At 35.2% G+C, this 19214-nt stretch carries 20 protein-coding genes and 1 riboswitch; of the genes, 5 read left to right on the top strand and 15 right to left on the bottom strand.

Annotated features, from left to right (window positions below; all coding sequences use genetic code 11):
- Nucleotides 1-38: 38 nt before the first annotated feature.
- Nucleotides 39-653, bottom strand: coding sequence for a VanZ family protein (locus MOO47_RS06535; RefSeq protein ID WP_249512651.1), 615 nt, complete (start codon nucleotides 651-653; stop codon nucleotides 39-41).
- A gap of 80 nt (nucleotides 654-733) precedes the next feature.
- Here MOO47_RS06535 and MOO47_RS06530 point away from each other — a divergent pair, with 80 nt between their 5' ends.
- Entirely contained in the window at nucleotides 734-2854 is a 2121-nt protein-coding gene (locus MOO47_RS06530) for an LTA synthase family protein (protein WP_249512650.1), read from the top strand.
- Nucleotides 2855-2901: 47 nt separating this feature from the next.
- On the opposite strand, the gene MOO47_RS06525 is transcribed toward MOO47_RS06530, so the two are convergent.
- From MOO47_RS06525 to MOO47_RS06515, 3 genes are all read right to left on the bottom strand, one after another.
- Nucleotides 2902-4368, bottom strand: a complete 1467-nt coding sequence (locus MOO47_RS06525) for a sensor histidine kinase (RefSeq protein WP_249512649.1) — start codon at nucleotides 4366-4368, stop codon at nucleotides 2902-2904.
- Nucleotides 4368-5081, bottom strand: coding sequence for a response regulator transcription factor (locus MOO47_RS06520; protein WP_249512648.1), 714 nt, complete (start codon nucleotides 5079-5081; stop codon nucleotides 4368-4370). Before MOO47_RS06520 ends, MOO47_RS06525 begins: the two co-directional genes overlap by 1 nt.
- Before the next feature lie 61 nt (nucleotides 5082-5142).
- Nucleotides 5143-6174 carry a zinc-binding alcohol dehydrogenase family protein gene (locus MOO47_RS06515; RefSeq protein ID WP_249512647.1) on the bottom strand — a complete coding sequence of 344 codons (1032 nt, stop codon included), beginning with the start codon at nucleotides 6172-6174 and terminating at the stop codon, nucleotides 5143-5145.
- A 159-nt stretch (nucleotides 6175-6333) separates the two neighbouring features.
- Between MOO47_RS06515 and MOO47_RS06510 the strand changes: the two genes are divergently transcribed.
- The gene (locus MOO47_RS06510; protein ID WP_249512646.1) at nucleotides 6334-6807 is read left to right on the top strand and encodes a nucleoside 2-deoxyribosyltransferase; all 474 of its coding nucleotides are present in this window, start codon (nucleotides 6334-6336) and stop codon (nucleotides 6805-6807) included.
- A gap of 39 nt (nucleotides 6808-6846) precedes the next feature.
- On the opposite strand, the gene MOO47_RS06505 is transcribed toward MOO47_RS06510, so the two are convergent.
- Both MOO47_RS06505 and MOO47_RS06500 read right to left on the bottom strand, forming a co-directional pair.
- Nucleotides 6847-7032 carry a hypothetical protein gene (locus tag MOO47_RS06505; RefSeq protein ID WP_249512645.1) on the bottom strand — a complete coding sequence of 62 codons (186 nt, stop codon included), beginning with the start codon at nucleotides 7030-7032 and terminating at the stop codon, nucleotides 6847-6849.
- A 12-nt stretch (nucleotides 7033-7044) separates the two neighbouring features.
- Nucleotides 7045-7641 carry a C40 family peptidase gene (locus MOO47_RS06500; RefSeq protein WP_249512644.1) on the bottom strand — a complete coding sequence of 199 codons (597 nt, stop codon included), beginning with the start codon at nucleotides 7639-7641 and terminating at the stop codon, nucleotides 7045-7047.
- Nucleotides 7642-7800: 159 nt separating this feature from the next.
- Nucleotides 7801-7899: riboswitch (TPP riboswitch) on the top strand.
- A gap of 94 nt (nucleotides 7900-7993) precedes the next feature.
- Between MOO47_RS06500 and thiM the strand changes: the two genes are divergently transcribed.
- From thiM to thiE, 3 genes are read left to right on the top strand one after another with little or no spacing between them, the layout of a single operon-like run.
- Entirely contained in the window at nucleotides 7994-8788 is a 795-nt protein-coding gene (gene thiM / locus MOO47_RS06495; protein WP_249512643.1) for a hydroxyethylthiazole kinase, read from the top strand.
- A 2-nt stretch (nucleotides 8789-8790) separates the two neighbouring features.
- Entirely contained in the window at nucleotides 8791-9621 is an 831-nt protein-coding gene (gene thiD / locus MOO47_RS06490; protein ID WP_249512642.1) for a bifunctional hydroxymethylpyrimidine kinase/phosphomethylpyrimidine kinase, read from the top strand.
- Nucleotides 9602-10252: a thiamine phosphate synthase gene (gene thiE, locus MOO47_RS06485; protein ID WP_249513560.1), complete on the top strand. Its 651-nt coding sequence runs from the start codon at nucleotides 9602-9604 to the stop codon at nucleotides 10250-10252. Before thiD ends, thiE begins: the two co-directional genes overlap by 20 nt.
- A gap of 138 nt (nucleotides 10253-10390) precedes the next feature.
- Here thiE and MOO47_RS06480 read toward each other — a convergent pair whose 3' ends face one another.
- From MOO47_RS06480 to eno, 9 genes are all read right to left on the bottom strand, one after another.
- Nucleotides 10391-10936: a hypothetical protein gene (locus MOO47_RS06480; RefSeq protein ID WP_249512641.1), complete on the bottom strand. Its 546-nt coding sequence runs from the start codon at nucleotides 10934-10936 to the stop codon at nucleotides 10391-10393.
- Between the two features lie 37 nt (nucleotides 10937-10973).
- Nucleotides 10974-11444, bottom strand: a complete 471-nt coding sequence (gene smpB, locus MOO47_RS06475) for an SsrA-binding protein SmpB (protein ID WP_249512640.1) — start codon at nucleotides 11442-11444, stop codon at nucleotides 10974-10976.
- 12 nt (nucleotides 11445-11456) lie between these two features.
- The gene (rnr, locus tag MOO47_RS06470; protein ID WP_249512639.1) at nucleotides 11457-13781 is read right to left on the bottom strand and encodes a ribonuclease R; all 2325 of its coding nucleotides are present in this window, start codon (nucleotides 13779-13781) and stop codon (nucleotides 11457-11459) included.
- A 9-nt stretch (nucleotides 13782-13790) separates the two neighbouring features.
- Nucleotides 13791-14531, bottom strand: coding sequence for an alpha/beta hydrolase (locus MOO47_RS06465; RefSeq protein ID WP_249512638.1), 741 nt, complete (start codon nucleotides 14529-14531; stop codon nucleotides 13791-13793).
- A gap of 57 nt (nucleotides 14532-14588) precedes the next feature.
- Entirely contained in the window at nucleotides 14589-14825 is a 237-nt protein-coding gene (gene secG, locus MOO47_RS06460; RefSeq protein WP_249512637.1) for a preprotein translocase subunit SecG, read from the bottom strand.
- A gap of 149 nt (nucleotides 14826-14974) precedes the next feature.
- Nucleotides 14975-15946 carry a DUF4097 family beta strand repeat-containing protein gene (locus MOO47_RS06455; RefSeq protein ID WP_249512636.1) on the bottom strand — a complete coding sequence of 324 codons (972 nt, stop codon included), beginning with the start codon at nucleotides 15944-15946 and terminating at the stop codon, nucleotides 14975-14977.
- A gap of 325 nt (nucleotides 15947-16271) precedes the next feature.
- Complete coding sequence (locus MOO47_RS06450; RefSeq protein ID WP_249512635.1) at nucleotides 16272-16550, bottom strand: hypothetical protein; 279 nt, start codon at nucleotides 16548-16550, stop codon at nucleotides 16272-16274.
- 62 nt (nucleotides 16551-16612) lie between these two features.
- Nucleotides 16613-17677 (bottom strand): alcohol dehydrogenase catalytic domain-containing protein, encoded by a 1065-nt coding sequence (locus tag MOO47_RS06445; RefSeq protein WP_249512634.1) that lies wholly within the window; start codon nucleotides 17675-17677, stop codon nucleotides 16613-16615.
- Nucleotides 17678-17858: 181 nt separating this feature from the next.
- Nucleotides 17859-19154 (bottom strand): phosphopyruvate hydratase, encoded by a 1296-nt coding sequence (eno, locus tag MOO47_RS06440; protein ID WP_249512633.1) that lies wholly within the window; start codon nucleotides 19152-19154, stop codon nucleotides 17859-17861.
- Between the last annotated feature and the right edge of the window lie 60 nt (nucleotides 19155-19214).

Raw genomic sequence — 19214 nt, 5'->3', positions numbered from 1 at the left:
TAATTACTTATCTCACTTAGATTATAGCATAGCCGCAGTTAAACCTTCCGACTAATTCGTTGCACTATCGACCAAATTGCATAACCTAAGATCGTTCCCAAAGTATTAAAAATCACATCATCAATATCACTAACGCCAGTATTCAAAATAAATTGCAAACTTTCAATCAATACTGATAAACATAGACCAATCCCTACTACCCTAACAAAAGAATGCAGCCGAGAACTTAATACTGGTAATAGCAATCCCAATGGCAAAAACCAGACGACATTGCCACAAGAATTATAAAAAAAATCAATTAATGATTTTCCATTAGTCAATTTCCAAGTTTCGACTAGAGGCAACCAATTAATTTCTTTGAAAGATCGATGCCATAACGGGTGAAATTCCCAAGGAAAATAATGTTGTCTAAATACAGTCAGACATAGCAACAATAAAAGATAAATTACTAACAATACCAAATAAAATTCATGCCACCAAACAATTTTTTGCGAGCGCCACACTAAAAAAGCAATCCGTAAAATAACAAATATCAAAAAATAAAAAATAGTTTTATCCAAACTGATAAAAACTAAGTGAATCAAAGGAAAATGGTTGAGTCGACCAGCATAATATGTATAAATTAGTTGATAAATTGGATTTAAAAAGAACATTAACAAAACCTCCCTAGCTAACGATAGTGATACAATGGTAAAATTAAACGTGACAATTAACTTTGGAGTGACCCCAAAATATGGCAAAATTAAAGCAACTGCTGTCCAAACGTATCGGTTGGACACTATTATTAGTATTTTGTATCTGGATCAAAACAATCCTAGCTTATTATTTAGATTTTAGCATGGGGGCCAGTGACCCACTACAACACTTATTATTAATCTTAAATCCTCTAGCTTCAACCTTGTTATTGCTAAGTTTACCACTCTACATTAAAAATCCTAAACTAGCCTATTCGCTAGCCACTGTCATTTATCTTTTGGAAACACTTTTACTGTACAGCAATATTCTTTATTATCGTGAATTCAGCGATTTTATCAGTATTAGTACTATTTTAAGTGTGGGAAAAGTTTCCAAAGGTCTGGGTAGCAGTGCAATTGCTATGGCTCAGCCTCACGACTTTTTATATGCATTAGATTTTTTGATTTTATTAATTCTTTGGCTTACCAAAACAATTAAATTAGACACCACCTATTATAGCCACCTTAAGGCTTTCATGGTTACTAGTTTAGCGGTTACTGGTCTATCCTTAAATATTTTATTAGCTGAAGCTAATCGTCCACAATTACTGGTGCGAACTTTCGATCGCACTTATATAGTCAAATATTTAGGTCTAAATTCCTTCTTGGCATACGATAGCTTTAAGACAGCTCAAAGCAATACCTTACGATCCAGTGCTCAAGGTACTAATATGGATCCTGTTTTAGACTATGTGCAACAACATTATGCTAAGCCTAATCCCAATTACTATGGCGTGGCTAAAGGAAAAAATGTTATTATCATTCATTTAGAAAGTTTTCAACAATTTTTGATTGATAGCAAGGTCAAAGATCAAGAAGTAACACCATTTTTGAATAGTCTTTATCATTCTGACAACACACTATCTTTTGCTAACTTTTTCCATGAAGTGGGGCAAGGTAAAACTAGTGACGCAGAAACAATGATGGAAACCAGTTTATTTGGTTTGCCTGAAGGTTCGTTTTTTACTAGCTTAGGATCTAATAATACTTTTCAAGCAGCACCGGCGATTTTAAATCAGCAACAAGGTTATACAAGTGCCGCTTTCCATGGCAATACAGGATCTTTTTGGAGTCGTGACACTGTTTATAAAAACATGGGCTACAATTACTTTTTTGATCAAAAGTATTATCAGCAAACTGCCGATAGCAACACTTACTGGGGTAGCAAAGATAAATTATTATTTGCTGAAAGCGCTAAATATTTAGAACAATTACAACAACCCTTTTATACTAAATTTTTAACAGTTACTAATCACAATCCTTTCGAGTTAGCTGAAAATGATACTGAGGGCTTTGACAAGCCAGATACACCCAATACAATGGTAAATAATTATTTTGCCACGGCGCATTATTTAGACGATTCTGTACGCGAATTCTTTGATTATTTAAAGTCTAGCGGTCTATATGATAATTCTATCGTAATTTTATATGGTGATCATTTTGGCTTGAATGCTGGCGATGAGAAAGATTTAGCGCCCTTATTGAATAAAGATCCTAATCACTGGACTAATTTTGACCACACGCAATTACAACGAGTACCGTTTATGATTCATATGCCAGGTTTAAAAGGTGGCATTCAAAAACAATATGGTGGCGAAATTGACGCATTGCCAACACTTTTACATTTATTAGGCGTCAATACCAAACCGTATATTTTTATGGGAAATGATTTGTTATCCAAACAACATGACCAAAATGTTATTTTCCGTAATCACAATTTTGTTACACCACAGTATACCGTAATGACTAACAACAATAATAATAGTCTTACTATTTATCAAAATAGTACGGGACATTTGATTGAGCACCCCTCTAAAAAATTGGAACAAAAGATGCGAAAAGTAGCGAAAACTAAAAATAACGAGTTGAATATTTCTGATACGGTGAATAAAACTAATCTCTTACGCTTTTATACCCCACCTAATTTCACGCCAGTTGATCCCAAGCATTATAATTATCAAAATCAATTTCAACAACTTCTCAAGATACGCGATGAATTAGGCAGCCAATCAACTAGTTTATACTCACGTAATAACAATCGTTCCACTACTAATTTATATAAAACTAATGCTCCAGAATTACAAAATGACTTTACTCCGATTTACGAAATTCCTAAGTAAAAATAAAAAACCTAATACATTTAAGTATTAGGTTTTTTATTGCTCAACTATTTTATTTTTTTTTGAATAACTTGCTCATCATAAAAAGTTAACGTGAATTCAGTACCTTGATCTAAATGACTAGTAACTTGGATCTTGCCTTGATGTTGCTGCATCAGTTGGTGCACAATGGCTAATCCTAAACCAGACTCGCCGTATTTGGTGCTTTTACGCGATGGATCTGCTTTATAATAACGTTCCCAAATATTTTTAACTTGCTCTTCGCTCATCCCCATACCGTTATCAGCGATCTTAATTACTACTGCCTTTTGAATATCATCATGTTGTGCTTTAATTTTGATCCAGCCATTATTGGTAAACTGAATCGCATTTTGCGTTATATTAAACACAATTTGAATAAAGCGATCATAATCGGCATAAACGACTAATTCAGGCGAAACCTCCAATAATAATTGATCATTGGCTTGCTCAGCCTTATTAGTCAATTGTGAAATAATATTTTGCAAGCAATCGGAGACATCAAAATTACGCTGTTTTAAAGGCAATTGGTTAGTTCTGATTTTTTCATAATCCAGATTTTCATTGACCAAGCGTATTAAACGCTTGGTTTCATTGCGCATCAATTCTAGGCTTTTTTTTCGTGATTCTTTAGGAATAGCATCATATGCGATTCCTTCAAGCAGTCCATTAATTGTAGTTAAAGGTGTGCGCATTTCATGAGCCGCATCTGCCATAAATTCCTTGCGTCGCTCTTCTTGACGCTTAATTTCTTGATTAGATTTTCGCAAAGAATGCGTCATTTCATTAAAATCAGAAGCTAAATCATCAATTTCATCTTGCCCATCTTCACTAATTTGTACTTCAAAATTTCCTGCAGCCACTCTTTTAGTAGCATTACGCAGGCGATCGATTCGCTTAACTTGCCAATTAGCCAAAAACCAACTCATCACTATCGCAATCAAAATAGAACCTAAGAAAGCCAAGAGCAAATTTTGCTTAATTTCGTTAATATTGGTTTGAATTGAAGAAACTTCTGCGCCTACCCACAAAACGGCAACCAAGTTATTATTTTGGTCAAACCATGGCTTAATAATATAAGTCATTGGACGACGGCGATGCACATTCATATTTTGATTTTCGTGACTATTACGCTCACGTAAAACATGCCCTGACTCTAATAATTTCCAAGTTTTAGCGCTAAAAACAGAATTTTGGGTTGCTTGTGGATAAATTTCCCGACCATTATTATCAAACATTGCTAATTTAACTTTTTGATCAGCTAAAATGTCTTGAAACATGTCCAAAGTATCCGGTGTAATATTTTCAATAGTTTGCTTGTTGGCGTCAAATTTAAGCGACATTTTCTGCAAATTATCTGAATAACCTTCCAATTGACCCCAAGTTTGCTTATATGCCATATTTTCACTGTAATTAAAAACAGTCAAAATCACAATACTCAAACAAGTAATCACAACAATTAAAAAGCCTAGCATATACTGATAAATTAGTTTCATTAGTCTTTAACGCCGGAATCATCAAATTTATAGCCTACGCCCCAAACTGTTTGAATAACTTTAGGTCCCACTTGCTCAACTTTTTGACGTAATTTTTTGATGTGCGCATCAACTGTTCGTTCATCGCCAAAATAATCATAACCCCAGACTTGTTGAAGTAACTGCTCTCTTGAAAAGACTTGTCGCGGTTTACTTGCCAAACTCTTCAACAAATCAAATTCCTTTGGAGTTAAATCAGGAATTTCTTTGTTATTTAAATACGCTTCGCGTGTCCGACTATTTAAGCGAAAATGATCCGTTTGGATATCAAATTCATTATCCGCTACACCTTGGTGCTCTGTGTCATTATTTAATTTTTTTCGACGGTACAAAGCTTTAACACGCGCAATTAACGTAATGGGACTAAAAGGCTTAGTTACGTATTCATCAGCATATTCCAAGCCCAACACTTGATCACTTTCTGAATCACGCGCAGTTAACATAATAATTGGTACTGAAGAAATTTGCCGAATTTCTTTGGCTACCTCCATTCCATCTTTAGCTGGCAAATTCAGATCTAATGTAATGATATCCCAATCTGTCGGCTGTTTTTTAAATACTTCTAAAGCTTGTTCTCCATCATATGCAAAAAATACATCCCATTCTTCTTTTTGGAAAAACATTGACATCATTTCAGAAACAGATTTATTATCTTCCACCATTAATAATTTCATAAATTTTCTCCTAATTATATAAAAAAAGCAGAGCTTTCAATCCCCGCTTTATCTTACCATTTTATGCTTCATTTTGAGAATTTTGGACTACAATTTTACCAATCGCTTGACCTGCTTCAATAATTTGCGTAGCTTTTCTAAAACCAGCTGCATTAAAATGCGGAATTGTGGTATAAAGTGTTGATTGCAATTTTTGCTCATCAACCAGAGAAGCTATTTTATCCAAATATTGTCCTTGGGTCGCCATATTAGCAGTTTGATAGTAACTTTTGGAAAACATCCACTCCCAAGCAAACATCACACTTTTATGTTTCAAATCATTCATCTGTGGTAAAGACATATTCGTAATAGTACCTACAAGACCGCTAACCGGTTGAATGAGAGCGACAATTTCCGACCAATGTGGATTCACATCACTTAAAGCAACAATATAGTCTACATATTGATAACCTAATTTTTTAACTTGCTTTACCAGATCTTGACGGTGATTTAAAATCTCATCTGCTCCCATTTGTTTAACCCATTGGCGAGTTTTAGGCCGCGATGCAGTTGCCAAAACCGTTAATCCACACAATTTCGCTAACTGGATAGCAATAGAACCCACACCACCTGCACCATTAATAATCAAAATGGTTTTTTGTTTATTTAACTGTGGATCTATGTGCAAAGACATTTTTTCAAACAATAATTCATAAGCTGTCAATGAAGTAAGCGGTAAAGCTGCACTTTGAACATTGTTCAAAGTTTTAGGAGCGTGTCCCACTAATCGACTATCTACCAATTGCAACCGGGCATTACTGCCGTTACGCTGATAATCTCCCGCATAAAATACCCGCTCTCCAATACTAAAATCACTTACTTCATCGCCAATAGCAACCACTATTGCACAAGCATCAAAGCCCAAAATAGTCGGCTGTTCCGATTTTTGCAACGACTTTCGTGCAACAACATCTACTGGATTAACTGCACTGGCTGTTACTTTAACCAACAAATCAAAGCCAGTAGGTTCAGTTATTTGAACAGTGACATCTTGAAAACTACGCTGATCATTTATAGGATAAAAATTATCAAAACCAACAGCTTCAGTTAACATCTAATAACCTCACTTTTACACTAAAAAATATAAGAAAAACATTACGAGATATTTTTCTGGCAAAATAAACAAACATTGTTCTCAAAAATTTGTTTTTAGAATCTCATAAAAACATTCAAAATAAGTTATAATGAGTTATCAAATGTAAGGAGAATAATAATGACAAAACAAAATACTGTCTATTTTGCTTGTTCCTGGTTTTCAGAAGAAGAACAAAAATACATGGAACAAGGTCAAAAAGCAATATCTGCTAATCCTACAGTAAATTGGCCTGACAGCTACCGTCCCTTAGATCATCAATTCAAAAATATTGATGTAGTTAAGCATCCTGAAGCTTTATCTGATCCTTTATGGCAAATTGGTACTTTTCAAAATGACATTACTGGAATTGATAAATCAGATATTATTTGCGGCTTGTTCCTACCGCACCGAGCTGATCCAGGAATGTCCTTTGAGTATGGTTATGCCTATGCAACACATAAACCCATAGTTTCAGTAATTCCTGACAACTCTAAAGCTGAAATAAATTTAATGCTCATTCCCAGCGTGACAAGTTATATTACAATAAGCGAATTAGCCACTTTTGACTTTAATCAATTAGAATACAATATACGACCGCTAACAGCTTATTAAAATCCGACCTTCTTAGCCTTATATACGGGCAAGAAGGTTTTATTTTTTAGACAAAATCATAATTGCTAATACAAACAGTAAAATAGCAATAACCAAATTACCCAATCGCGCCGAAAACATTATATTACGATACTTTGTATCAACTTGTTGACGAGTACCTCTAAATATTTGTACAAGTTGCCAAATCCCTAACATAATAATTATAATACTAATTATTAAATTCATAATCATCAAGCATTAAGCTATCCTTCGTCCAAAATCTGGTTTAAACCATTGCATATTACCAACACTAACCACTTCACCTGGTTGTGGTGCGTGAATATATTGATCATTACCAATATAAATACCAACATGATAAGCATTACCAACACTACCCCAAAACACTAGATCGCCTGATTTCAGATTATCTAAAGAGACATATTTTCCTTGTAAACTTTGCAATTGCGAAGTTCGCGGTAATAAAATGTGATTCAAACGTGCTACATATTGCACTAAGCCAGAACAATCAAAACCACTAGTATTACTGCCGCCAAATACATATGGGACGCCCAAGTAAGAATAAGCAGTTTGTACTAGATTACTATTTGATTCAGCCATTGTAGCATCAAAATTATAACTAGTTGGTTGTATATTAGAGATAGTAACACTTTCTTTTGTAGCAGGTGCAGAAGCGATTTCTGTCGGCTGATCATCAATTTTATTAGCTACCTCAACAATGGGTGTTAGAGCATGCTTAACAATAATATCTTTAGCTTGTATCATAGACACATTGTTAAATCCACTTATAAATAACAAAAATCCCACTACCAATGGAGTTGCTTTTTTCCTATTCATTTTCCCCTCCGTTATTCTAACTTATATTACGTAAATTCTACTGATTATTTTATATTTTAATTAAAATTTAAGCAATAAAGTTTAGTTCGGCTTTGCCTAAATTTATCAATTAAGCGCTTGCACAAATTTGTTATTTTGATTATGATTGCTTTAAAATAATATTGAAGCAAGGGGTGCCTGTGGCTGAGATAGATCTTTGATCTAAACCCTTTGAACCTGTAAGTTAGAACTTGCGTAGGGATGTGCTATTAATAATTCAAGTAATAGACGTCGAGCAAGAAGACGTCTATTTTAATAGTCTTTTCGCGAATGACTAATTTAAAAGTTCTGTGCTCATTAGGGGGAAGAGCCAGTGAAACTAGCATGGTTAGATAAGTTGCGTGAACAAAATCCAGTAGTATTGAATATTTCCAACTTTGTCACCGTACAAGATGTAGCTAATGGTCTAAATGCATTAGGCGCATCGCCTATCATGTCTGAAGAAATTGCCGAAACTAAAGAAATGGTCGCGATTAGTGATGCTATAGCTTTAAATTTGGGTTCTTTTACGCAAACTCAAATTGCACATATTAAAAAAATGGGTCAAGAAGCTAATTTCGCACATAACCCGATTGTCTTGGATCCAGTGGCTGTCGGCGCAATTAGTTACCGCAAACAAACCGCACTGCAGTTATTACAAGATTTCTCAGTGGCTGTAATTCGCGGCAATGCGGGAGAAATTGCTGCTTTAGCGAACTTTAGTTGGCAAGCTAAGGGGATTGATGCTGGTTTTGGTGACAGTAATGTAGTTGAAATGGCTAAAGTAGTTGCTAAGAAATTTCATTGTATTATTTTAATGAGTGGCAAAACGGATTATATTACCGATGGCAATCGTGTTACTGCTGTTCACAATGGTACCAAATTATTCGCAATCCACGTTGGCTCAGGCGATATGTTAACGAGCATTGTTGGTGCTTTTGCAGCTGTCAGTAAGGGAGATTATTTTGAAGCTGCCCAAACGGCGGCCTTAGTATTTGCTGCAATTGGTGAACTGGCAGCTAAAGATAAATGCATCGGTCCAGGCAGTTTCACTGTAAATTTACTGGATCAATTATTTTTAGCAGAATCTCAACAAATTTCTGCTATCGCCGATTATGAGGAGTTATAAAGATGAATTCTGAAATTAATTCTTTTCCACAAGTATTAACCATTGCCGGTACTGACTCAGGTGGGGGTGCAGGAATGATGGCTGACTTAAAAACCATGCAAGAATGTCATACATTTAGCACTGGTGTTATAATTGCCGTTACTGCACAAAACACCCTAGGCGTCCAACAATCTTTCATGTTGCCAAAAGAAATTATTGATGCTCAATTTGCTTCTATCGCCGCTGATTTCCAGATTAGAGCTTGTAAAACCGGTATGTTGGGTGATGTACAACATGTTCAATACGTTGTCAATAATTTAAAAAAATATGATTTTGGACCATTAATTGTCGATCCTGTTATGGTTGCCAAAGGTGGAGCCATTTTATTGACCGATGAAGCTATTTCATTAGTTAAACAACAACTATTTCCCCTAGCAACAGTGATCACTCCCAACATCATAGAAGCACAACGTTTAGTTGATCAAGAAATTAAAGATGCAAATGACATCAAGTTAGCTGCTAAAAAATTACAAGACTTAGGTGCTAAAAATGTCATCATTAAAGGCGGACATGCAAAAGGTCAGCAAGTTAGCGATTATTGCTTATTTTTGGATCATACAGATTTATGGTTGAACGCCCCGCGTATTATTACACCACGCACCCATGGAACTGGCGACACTTTATCAGCTTGTATATGCTCCCAAATAGCTAGAGGTATCCCGCTAAAAACAGCAGTTCATATAGCAAAAGATTTTATCAATCTAGCTATTAAAAAAACAATTCAAGTTGGCCATGGACATGGTCCCTTAAATCACTGGGCCTATCAGGAGGTAAATAAAAACGCAGAGCTTTAATCCAGATGTACTCAAAGCCTATTTTGTTTGTGGCACCCAAGATTTAACACCGCAACAATCATTAATAGTTATTGTTCAGCAAGCCTTAAAAGCAGGAATTACTGCTTATCAATTCCGCGATAAAGGACCGCATGCTATGTTAAGTCATCAGCAACGCTTAGAAGAAGCTTTCAAATTGAAACAATTATGCCATCAATATCAAGTTCCATTTATTGTTGATGATGATGTTACACTAGCGCAACAAATAAATGCTGATGGTGTTCATGTTGGTCAAAGCGACGCCAAAATTCAACAAGTCGTCACAAAAGTAGGATCAAAAATGATCGTAGGATTATCTTGCTCTAATAAACAAGAAATTGAAATTGCTAACCAAATTACAGGAATTGATTATTATGGTTGTGGTCCAATATTTGTGACTAATTCTAAAGAAGATGCCGCGCCATCTATTGGACCGTGTGGTTTAGCGCAACTTAAAACAATAGCTACTCGACCTATAGTAGCAATTGGCGGAATTACAGCCGATAACATCAGCGCTATTTCACAAATTAAAGTAGCAGGCAGTGCTGTAATATCAATGATTACTAACAGTTCAGACATTCAAAAAAGTGTGCAACAATTAATAAAAAGTTGACACGAAAAAAGGCGGTGCTTGCAATCACCACCTTTTTCGATCAGCTAGTTTCCTCCTCATTATTTAAAATTGTCGTCATGACTTCTTAAATATATCAAAAAAGTCCTTTAACAAAAGTGATAATATTAGCCAATCATTTCATTTTGAGTCGTTTTTTGAAATTATTTCATTTAATAAGTTATTTTTTATTAATAAATCAACAGTTGATAATCGTTTTATGATAATTTCTTGGTCTACTTGTAAACTACTATCTAGCCAAATTTGCCATTGCTGCCAAATTGCACCAGTTAAAAATTCCAAAATAAAAACATCGCTTTCTAAAGAGACTAATTGCTGCAATAACATGTTCTTGATTAACTTAGTAAAGACCAATTGCTGATCAATTTTAGTCAAATAATGATATAAAGATTGCACACCAAAATGATGTTTTTGGACATAAGCCACTGAAAAACTAGTCACTTGCTGCCAACTAGTAAAATTGTGTTGCAAAAGCGGTGTGAATTTGCGAAGCGCGACCTGCTTATATAATTCATCTAAGCCGCCAGCAAAATGGCGATAAATTGTACTACGGCTGACTGGTACATATTTTAAAAATTGCGTTAAAGAATTTATTTTAATATTTTGCTGAAATAATAAATTGTCTAAACGATAGAGTAAATATTCTGCTGTAATGTTCAATACCATAAAAAAAGCTCCTCACAAAGCAGGTTTGCAAAGAGTCTTATCTCAAAACATTTTTTAGATTACGCCGCATCTCACGGTCTTGATCCCGTCGTTTAATTGTCTCGCGTTTATCGTATTGCTTTTTCCCTTCCGCTACCCCTAGCAAAACCTTTGCAAAGCCATGCTTTAAATAAACTTTTAACGGGATCACCGTGATGCCCTTGGTTTGTAGTTGTCCACTAATTTTAGCGATTTCCTTCTTATGCAATAATAACTTACGATCACGCAATGGATCATGATTAAACTGATTGCCCTGATCATAAGGACTAATATGGACATTAGCTAACCACAATTCTCCTTTACGCTGTTGCACAAAACCATCACGAATATTAATTCGACCAGCTCGAATTGATTTGATCTCTGTTCCAGTCAATGAAAGTCCTGCTTCATATGTTGTTGAAATATTATAGTCATGACGAGCTTTTCTATTATTAGCAACTTCATTGCTTGCTTTGGGATGTTTTTTCAAGGAACTCCCTCCTTAGTGCTGCGTTTTTTGCTTATTGTTTTCATATTTATTAGAACGATGTTTAAAATTGCGTTGCGATTTACCATGCTGCGTTTTGGTAGTGTGCCGGCGATTATTTTGCTGCTCGCGACGTGCTTTTTCTTTATCAGCTACTTTTTGTTCTTCTAGTGTTAATACTGGCTCAAAATCCACTTGACGTTGTTCAGCATCAGCTCTAATTAACTTAACTTCGATGGGATCACCCATTGTGTAGATTTTATGAGTAGTTTTTCCAACCATGGATAACATTTTTTCATTGTATTCATAATAATCATCTAACATATTAGAAATATGAATCAAACCTTCAACCGTATTATCCAAAGAAACAAACATCCCAAAACTAGTTACACCACTGATAACACCTTCGAATTTTTGACCAACTTTATCCTCCATAAATTCGGCCTTTTTCAAATCATCTACAGCACGTTCAACATCAATAGACTTACGTTCACAAGCTGAAGTGTGCACAGCTACTTCGTCTAATTGCTCATCCCACTTATTTTGCACATCTTCACCTAATCCTTCTTGCGCATAACTGTGGATCATGCGGTGAACCATTAAATCAGGATAACGTCTGATCGGTGAAGTGAAATGTGTATAATCAGTCGCTGCCAAACCAAAATGTCCTAAAGGTTCCGGTGAATATCTAGCTTGTTGCAAACTACGTAATAACATTGTTGTAATAACTGCTTCTTGAGGTTGATCAGCTACTTTTTCTAAAACTGTTTGAAACATCTTTGGGGTAACATTTTTAGCATCACCCGGTACTGAAAGTCCAAGAGAATTAGCTAACTCAAAGAATGTTTTGACTTTTTCTGGATCAGGCTGCTCATGCACCCGATATAAGAAAGGCACATGTAAACTACTAAAATGCTTGGCTACTGTTTCGTTGGCTGCAAGCATGAATGATTCAATCATCATTTCTGCCGTATCACGATTTCGCAGTTTAATATCAATTGGTTTACCTTGATTGTCGACAATAATTTGAGCCTCTGTTTCATCAAAGTCAATTGCACCGCGTTCGTGACGTACTTTAAATAAAATATCATGCAATTGAGCCATATCTTCAAGCATTGGTACAAGTTGGGCATATTGTGACCGAACTTCTTCATCACCATGAATAATTTTATTAACATTATCATAAGTTAAACGTGCGTGTGAACGAATAACACTAGGATAAATTTCATGACTCACAATTTCTCCTTGAGGCGTAATTTCCATATCACAAGTTAAAACACAACGCTCCTCATCAGGATTTAATGAACAAATTCCATTAGACAACCGAAAAGGCAACATCGGAATTACACGATCCACTAAATACGTACTCGTTCCTCTTTCATAAGCTTCCATATCTAATGGTGTCCCCGATTTTACATAATGAGTAACATCAGCAATATGAACTCCTAAATGATAATTACCATCTTCCAACTTCCACAATGTCACGGCATCATCAAAATCCTTAGAATCATCGCCATCAATGGTTACGGTGATTTGTTCAGTATTATCACGACGTCCTTGCCAATCAGCAGTTGTTAAATGATCAGGCACTTGTTGCGCAGACTGTAAAACCTCTTGTGGAAACTCATCTTTAACATCATTTTGATAAACAATTGATAGCTCATCGACACCGGGAGCGTTTTTATTGCCCAAAGTTTTTAGAGCAATCCCTTTCATGCTACGAGGAGCTTTTTCACTAGGATACTCAACAATTTCTACTTGGACCATATCGCCCATCTGTGGCAAAATACCCGTATCTTTGATAAAAACTAAATTATTAGCCAATTTCTTTTCATGACTTTTTACATAGCCTAGCAACCCCGTTTTTTTAACTTGAACATCACTGTAAGGCATGAATTCACCAACAATTTGCTTCACACCATGCTCAATAATGTTAGTAATTTTACCTTCAGCACCATTATCACCCCATGGATTAACCGGCTTAATAATTTTCACTTCTACTTCATCATCATTAATGGCATGGTTCGTATTTGGGCGCGCAATAAAAATATCAGGTTCTTCATCGTCATAGCGCACAAAACCAAAACCACGATCGTTGGCACGAAAATTACCAATTACAGTTTGATTAATAGGTGCTAATTTAAACTGATTATTGTTACTAGTAGCAATAATCTTTTTTTCGCCTTCTAAAACAGCCAAGGCTTTTAACACATCATTATATTTATTCGTACCACTAAGATGCAGAATATCATTAATTTGCTGCGTCGTATATTTACGTTCAGGATAATTACGGAAAATTTCTAGAATATCCGCAATAAATTTATTTTTTTCTAAGGTCATTATTTGCTCCTAATTTACTGTTAAAAATTTAATTAAATCATGAGTCAAAGCAGGACGTGCCTGATTGACAGTAATTACATGGCCCGCTTTTGGATAAATATGCAAGTTAACTTGCTGATCGGGAAAATTATCTACCAAATTTAAGGCAACTTTAGGGTCAATAATTTGATCCTCTTGACCATGTCCAATGAAAAGTGGTTGTTTGATGGCTTTTAATTGTTGTTTGACTTGCACAGCTTGTTTTTGAATATCGTGTAGAGCTTTTGGTAACTTTTGTTGCGCAATTCGCATATGCTGTGCCTTCGTAGCAACATCTACTTGCTGTAAGGTATCTATTTTTTGAACATATTGATAAAATCCAGCATTAACTGCTGTAAAATCAGTGGCTTCCACTGGACAACCTAATACCACACCTGCCTCAATTTGCGGATACTCAACTAGCGCTCTTAAGGCAAAAATACTTCCCAAAGACAAGCCAATCACTATTAAATGTTTCGTAGTTAGGTGTTCAATAGCGCGACAAGTATCTTTCCACCAGGCATCTACACTGCCTTTTTGTAAAATATCAATTGGATTACTTGTCCCGTGTCCCGTAAAAAGTGGTAAATAGACACTCATATTATTTTGTACTAATGAATGCCCAATAATTCTAAAATCATTGGGACTACCAGTATAAGAATGTAAAAATAAAATATTTCTTTCACTGGGTTTTGCTTTCATAAATAATGTCTGTGGCGCTACTATATTCATAATAACCTCATTATATATAAAAAACTCCTGTTGTTATACAACAGGAGGATTGAAAGATTATTTTGACGACATAAAAGCTAAAGCTAAGGCACAAGCGAAGAAAACAACGGCTAAGAAGACTGTAACTTTTTCCATGAATGCTTCAAAGCCCCGTTTCTTCTGGTTATTAAATAAATCACCTGCACCACCTGACAAAGCATTCAAAGCATCTTGTTGCTTTTGTGGCTGCATCATAACGGCAATGACAATCAAAATAGAATCAATAATTAAAATATCAGTCAATAAACTATACACGTTTCAAACCTCCGTTAAGGCACTATTAGTAGGATAACATAAAGCATAATTATTTACTAGTTATTGTCGTTTGCTTTCATAATAAAAAACCACACAGATCACCAGACCTATGTGGTTAAATAGAGAGATTTTATTGAAAATAATTAAAATTATTGAACGCTAACATTCAATGAACGACCGGTAATATCTAATTCATCACTGGCATTTCTATTTTGGGTGAAACTATAACCATAGTGTGTGCCATAGTAGTCAGCATTAACTATTGCACCTTTGACACTTAACCCAAGATCATCAGCAACATTATTCAAAGAAACTCGAACATTGTTACCATTAATCTTATTGTAACCAGTCAAGTTAGTATTGTTAACATTAACTTCAGAATAGTTACCTACTGCAACTAACCGATTAACTTGTGAATTGTCCAACTCTAAGTTACCGGAATTAGCATCAAATTTTAGACCATTAAAAGTGGAATCACTAATTGTTACTTGTCCAGAATTGGAGCTAACTGTACTTTGTGCTGTCAAATCTAAATCTGAAATTTGTACTTGGCCTTTTCCAACACTGGCATCAATACTATCTAATGAAGAAGAACTTGGCACTGTAACCACGATTGAATAATCGTCTGCATTAGCATTTTGATTACGTCCTGATTGACTAATAACTAATTTAGAATTCTTTTCTTGCGTTTGGATAGGATTAACTGTTGTATCTTGAATGTCTACGCTGTAAGCAGAACCTACCTTAAATTGTACATTACTTGAAGCTACATTTTTCAACTGAACTTGATTAAAGGCATCACCTTGTTGATAAGCACTAGTAACCGTTGACGTTGAATGGTTATTATTGCTTGAAGAATTGTTATTATTGTGGTGATTATTATTATTGTTATGATGATCGTTGTTATTGTGGTGATCATTATTATTGTTATGATGATCGTTGTTATGATGATCATTGTTGTTATGATGATCGTTGTTATTGTGGTGATGACGATCTACTTGCTCTTGATTATTGTTGTTATGATTATGGTGACTAGCTTGTGCAACACTAGCACCACCACCGACAAAAACAGCAACCTCAAATAATGCAACCAACTTCATTAGATTTTTATTCAATTTCATACAATTTTGCCCCCAAAAAAATTATTTATTTGATTGAATTAAATTCCAATCAAGGTCATTATAAGTGACAAATTTATCACATTCAAGTTAAATTTATAAAATGATAATTAATCATTTATGTTAATAAATAATTTCTTGGAAAGCAAAAAAATAGCCCTGCAATGAACAATAATATTGCAGATCCGCTTTTTTAATTTATCATTGATTGATGAGGGTTTACTAAAAAAGAGTTAGCGTAAATAAAAACCTCATCGATCATTAAATCAATGAGGGAAAAATTGATTTTTAAACTATAAAAACATTCATTACATGCTGATCATTTAATTCAGAAACCCAGAAAATGAAGTACTGGTGAAATATCTATTCCTGGATTTTGCTCGCCAACTACCGTTACCGATGCTGTTGAATGCTTGCTGGTTTGGGAAGAACTATTTTTGCGGAGATTATCATTGTTATTTTTCTTACTATGAAGATGATGACGACTTACTTGCTCTTGTTTATGGCTACTGTTGCTACTGGCTTTTACTACACTAGTATTACCAACAACAAACGTAGCAATTTCCAACAATGCAATCATTTTTACTAAATTCTTACTCAATTTCATATAATTACACCCCAAAATATTCTTTGACTGAAATAAATTATCAATAAGCCCACATTACTAAATTACTTTTGAGGCTCAATCATTACTTTAACTTGGTTCTTATCAGTCATTAAGGATTTTATACCTTTTTCTGCTTGATCCAAACTAATTCGTTTTGTTACTAACTTCTTAAAAGTAGCTTGATGTTCGTTAATAATGCCGATTGTTGGTGGAAAACAATTAGCATAACCCATAATGGTGTGCACATCAACCCCCTTATTCTGCAAAGTTGTAATATCCAAAGTATAATCGCCATTAAATAAAGCCACGATTTCCAAAACTCCAGCTGGAGCCACTAATTGCACAGCTTGATTGAGCGTCGGCTGCACGCCAGCACATTCAAAAACCACATCTACACCATTGGGCAATTCATCATAAACATGCTCTACAATATCTACTTCAGCTGAATTAATCACATCACTAAAGCCTAATTCTTTAGCCTTAGCCAATCTTTCAGGAACTAAATCAGCAATATAAACTTTAGTAGCTCCAGCGTATTTGGCCATTAAAGCAGTCAATAAACCGATCGGTCCTGCACCCAAAACCGCCACAGTTTGTCCAGTGATCAAACCACTATCACGCACTGCTTCGTAAGTTACTGCTCCAGGTTCTACCAAAGCGCCTAATTCATAATCCATGCCATCAGGTAATTTAAAGGTGTACATTTCATTAACATTCACCAATTCAGCCATGCCACCATCAGCACTAAAGCCAATAAATTGTAAGCTACCATCTGGACCAACACCTTGAGTACAATAATTGTATAAACCTTTGCGACAAAATTCACATTTGCCACAAGCAAGCACGGGTTCCACACAAACATGGTCACCCACTGCAAAATTAGTTACTGCAGAACCAATTTGTACAACTTCACCAGAAAATTCATGTCCTTCGGTAATTGGCACCGTTTTGCCAGTTAATGGATGCTTCTCATACGGGATACCTGTTCCTTCTTGATACATGTGAATATCGCTACCACAAATGCCGACATCATGCACTTTGATTTGAACTTCATCAGCTTTGGGATCTTCAATATCCAAATCTTCGATTCGTAAATCTTTTTGACCATAAATTCTTGCTGCCTTCATTATAGACAACCCCCAATTTGTAATTATAAAAATGTATTCGTGAATATATTAACACTTTTTTATTTCAGTACCATAAATTTGTTAAATGTTTAACAAAAAGATTTACAATAACAAAATTGATGTAATAAAAATAAAACCCCCAAAATTAATGTTGGGAGTTTTATTAGTTTAAAAAATATTTTTACTTGTTAACGTTGTAAAAACTAGCTTGTCCTTTGTAGTCAGCAGCTGAACCTAATTGTTCTTCAATGCGCATCAATTGGTTGTATTTAGCCATCCGGTCTGTCCGACTCATAGAACCAGTCTTAATTTGGCCAGCATTAGTAGCCACAACTAAGTCAGAAATAGTTGTATCTTCTGTTTCACCAGAACGGTGAGAAACAATGGCAGTATAACCAGCTTCTTTAGCCATCTCAATAGCTTCAAAAGTTTCAGTTAAAGTACCGATTTGGTTAACTTTAATTAAGATTGAATTAGCAACACCCATCTTAATTCCCTTTTCAAGGTAATCAGTGTTAGTTACAAACAAGTCATCACCGACTAATTGAACTTTATCGCCCAATCTTTCGGTAAGCATTTGCCAATCTTCCCAGTTGTTTTCATCCAAAGGATCTTCAATGGATACAATAGGGTATTTAGCAACTAAATCGGCTAATAAATCAGCAATTTCTTCAGCTGTATAAGATTTACCGTCACCTTTCATATCATATTTACCAGTTTCAGTATTGTAATATTCAGAAGATGCACAGTCAAACGCAATTGCAATTTCTTCACCAGGCTTATAACCTGCACGTTCGATAGCTTCAACTAAAACTTGGAAAGGCTCTTCATTATTCTTCATGTTGTTTGGTGCGAAACCACCTTCATCACCAACAGCAGTCGAATCGCCACGTTCTTTTAAGATCGCAGCTAAATTGTGGAAAGTTTCTGAACCCATTTGAATTGCTTGATGGATACTCTTAGCACCAACAGGCATAATCATGAATTCTTGGAAATCAACATTATTGTTGGCATGCTTACCACCATTAATGACATTCATCATTGGCGTTGGTAAAACATGACTATTTGGTCCACCTAAATATTCATATAAAGGTAAACCTAATTCATCAGCAGCAGCATGAGCAACAGCTAAAGAAACACCTAAAATAGCGTTTGCGCCAAGCTTACCTTTATTAGGAGTACCGTCAACTTCGATCATTTTTTGATCAATCGCACGTTGATCAGTAACATCCATGCCAACAATTTCTTTAGCAATAATATCGTTAACATTCTTGACTGCTTTTAAAACACCTTGTCCCATAAAACGGGATTTATCGCCATCACGTAATTCAACGGCTTCATGTTCACCTGTAGAAGCACCTGATGGAACACTTGCACGACCAAAGCCTCCCAATTCAGTGTAAACTTCCACTTCAACAGTTGGATTGCCACGTGAATCTAAAATTTCACGAGCTAAAATATCAGTAATTAAAGACATTCGTATTCTCCTTTATTTAGACCAATAACTCTTTTAATTTTAACATTTAACTGATAGCAA

This window comes from Bombilactobacillus thymidiniphilus (genome assembly GCF_023380245.1).
Classification (GTDB): domain Bacteria; phylum Bacillota; class Bacilli; order Lactobacillales; family Lactobacillaceae; genus Bombilactobacillus; species Bombilactobacillus thymidiniphilus.
Note: the sequence above shows the minus strand (reverse complement) of the source record. Positions and strands in the feature narration are given on the sequence as shown.